The organism is Actinophytocola sp. (assembly GCF_035712165.1).
GTDB lineage: Bacteria > Actinomycetota > Actinomycetes > Mycobacteriales > Pseudonocardiaceae > DASYTH01.
Window position 1 is genome coordinate 1 of the sequence record NZ_DASTBH010000061.1, and the last position, 2,187, is coordinate 2,187.

At 72.2% G+C, this 2,187-nt stretch carries 3 protein-coding genes; all 3 read right to left on the reverse strand.

Annotation, left to right across the window (positions count from 1 at the left end):
- On the reverse strand, positions 1-219 hold a 219-nt coding region (locus VFO68_RS02855; RefSeq protein ID WP_325156547.1), incomplete at its 3' end, for a GDP-mannose 4,6-dehydratase.
- Complete coding sequence (locus VFO68_RS02860; RefSeq protein WP_325156548.1) at positions 216-953, reverse strand: NAD-dependent epimerase/dehydratase family protein; 738 nt, start codon at positions 951-953, stop codon at positions 216-218. The genes VFO68_RS02860 and VFO68_RS02855, both read right to left, overlap by 4 nt.
- Before the next feature lie 10 nt (positions 954-963).
- The coding region (locus tag VFO68_RS02865) for an NDP-hexose 2,3-dehydratase family protein (RefSeq protein ID WP_325156549.1) at positions 964-2,187 on the reverse strand (1,224 nt) is incomplete at its 5' end.

Below are 2,187 nucleotides of genomic sequence, written 5' to 3' on the forward strand. Positions count from 1 at the left end.
GGGCACCACGTCGGCCAGCAGCCGGGCGTCGCTGATGTCGCCCCGGAGGAAGCACAGTCGCGGGTGCTCCACCGGCAGGTTGGCCAGGTTGCCGGCGTACGTGAGGTTGTCCAGGACGGTGACCGCGGTGGCGGCCGGGCCGCCGTACCGCCCTTCCAGGACGCCCCGGACGTAGTGGGAACCGATGAAGCCGGCCCCACCGCTGACGAGCAATCTCACGGCACCTCCAGGTAGTGGTCGATGACGGTGCGGTAGTAGCCGGGCTGGAATCCGAGGTCGGCCACGTCGGGTATCAGGCGGCGCAGCTTCTCCACCGAGACGGGGTGGCGGGCCGGCGCGTCCACGAACTCGCGTCGCGCGGTGACGCCGAGCCGCAGCTCGACGTGGTCGACGATCTGCTCGATCGTGACGAGCACGCCGGACGCCACGTTGACCACCTCCTGGGACACCCCGGCGGTGAGCAGCGCGTCGACGATCGTCCGCACGGCGGGCACGCCGATCAGATCGCGGTACGCGCCACGGTGGATCTCGACCGTGCCGATGACCACGGACCGGGCCAGGGACGGCAGCAACTGGTGGGACGGCTGGTGCGGGCCCACCACGTGGCTGAGCCGCAGGATCAGGTGCCGGACGCCGGACTCGCGGACGACGCCCTCCAGCGCCAGCTTGTGCCGGCCGTACGGCGATGACGGGACGACCTCGGCGTCCTCCCGACCCGGGCAGCCCGGCGCCCCGTACAGCGCGGCCGATGCGGTGGACAGGAAGACGAGCAGCAGGTTCCCCCGCCGGCAGTGCCTCACCAGGTCGCGGACCATGGCGGCCTCGCGGTCGTACGCCGACCGCGGTACCTCCCGGGTGGTGGACACCCCGCGGGCCAACAGCAGCACGCCGGGATGGGAACCCGCCAGCGGTCGCAGGCTGCGGCCCAGGAACCCGTCACCGAGTATCTCCATAGCACACCGCCTATTCGCTTGGCAGCCCGTCACGCAGGCCGTGCAGGCAGGCGAGCAGGCTGCGCGCTTCGACGTTGAGGTAGCGGCCGTGCCGCACGAGCCGCATGAGCTGGTGCACGGTCAGCCACAGGAAGTCGTCCGGCACGTCGGCGGGGAAGTCGTCGGCCACTTCGATCACCCGGTACCGGGTCAGCGCGTGATGGAAGCGGCCGCCCTCCTCGGACAGCACGGCGTCGAACCGCACCCGGCCCGACGGCGCCGCGGCGGCCTCGCCGGCATACGGCTCGCTCGCCGGACCGCCGGCGGCGGGCAGCCGCACGGTCGGTCCCATTTCGACGAGTTCCAGCAGGCCCGGCTCCGAGCGGGCCCGCACCAGCACGTGCAGCACGCCGTCGAACGGCCGGACCAGGAACGCCGCGAGCCCCTGTCCGCGCGGCGCGAGCAGGGGCTGGGTCCAGTTGCTGACCTCGCGGCTGTCCGCCCGGACCCGTACCGCCACGATCCGGAACCGCTCGCCGCCGTCGTCGGCGATCTCGTCGTCGGTGCGCGACCAGTCCCGTACATGGGCCAGGGGGATCGGCCGGGCGGTCCACTCGCAGCGGGTCTTCGCCTCGGTGAACCAGCTCAGCACCTCGCCCATGGCGTGCAGCCCGGGCCGGAGCCCGGTGTACGAGCGGTGCAGCGCCGCGGTGAACGGGTCCGCCGGCGGCTGGACGTGCTCGCCGACGGCGGACGGGGGCAGGCAGGCCAGCACCGAGCGGGTGTCCATGTTGACCAGGTTGTCCACCTTCAGCAGCCGGTGGACCTGTCGCAGCGGCAGCCAGCGGTAGTCGTCGTGCACCGGCACGTCCCCGGTGACCTGGACGACCATGTTGCGGTTGCGCTTCTGCCAGAACCACGCGCCATGCTCGGACTGGAGCGTGTCCAGCAGCGTGCGCCCCGGTCCCGGCCGGCGGAAGTACTCCAGATAGCGGGTGTTCGAGCCGCGGTGGGCCCGCGTGTGGTTGCTGCGGGTGGCCTGGACGGTCGGCGACAGTTGCAGGTTGTTGACGTTGCCCGGCTCCATCTTGGCCTGCATGAGGGCGTGCGGGACGCCGCCGACGTCCCGCACCAGGATGCCGAGGATGCCGATCTCCGGCTGGTTGAGGACGGGCTGGTGCCAGGAGCCGAGCCCGTCCGCCTCGACGTGCAGCCCCTCCACGGAGAAGAAGCGGCCGCTGACGTGCGCGAGGTT

Bases quoted from the DNA above. Each gene is read 5' to 3' on its own strand.
- VFO68_RS02860 (WP_325156548.1), bottom strand. From the start codon at position 953: ATGGAGATACTCGGTGACGGGTTCCTGGGCCGCAGCCTGCGACCGCTG.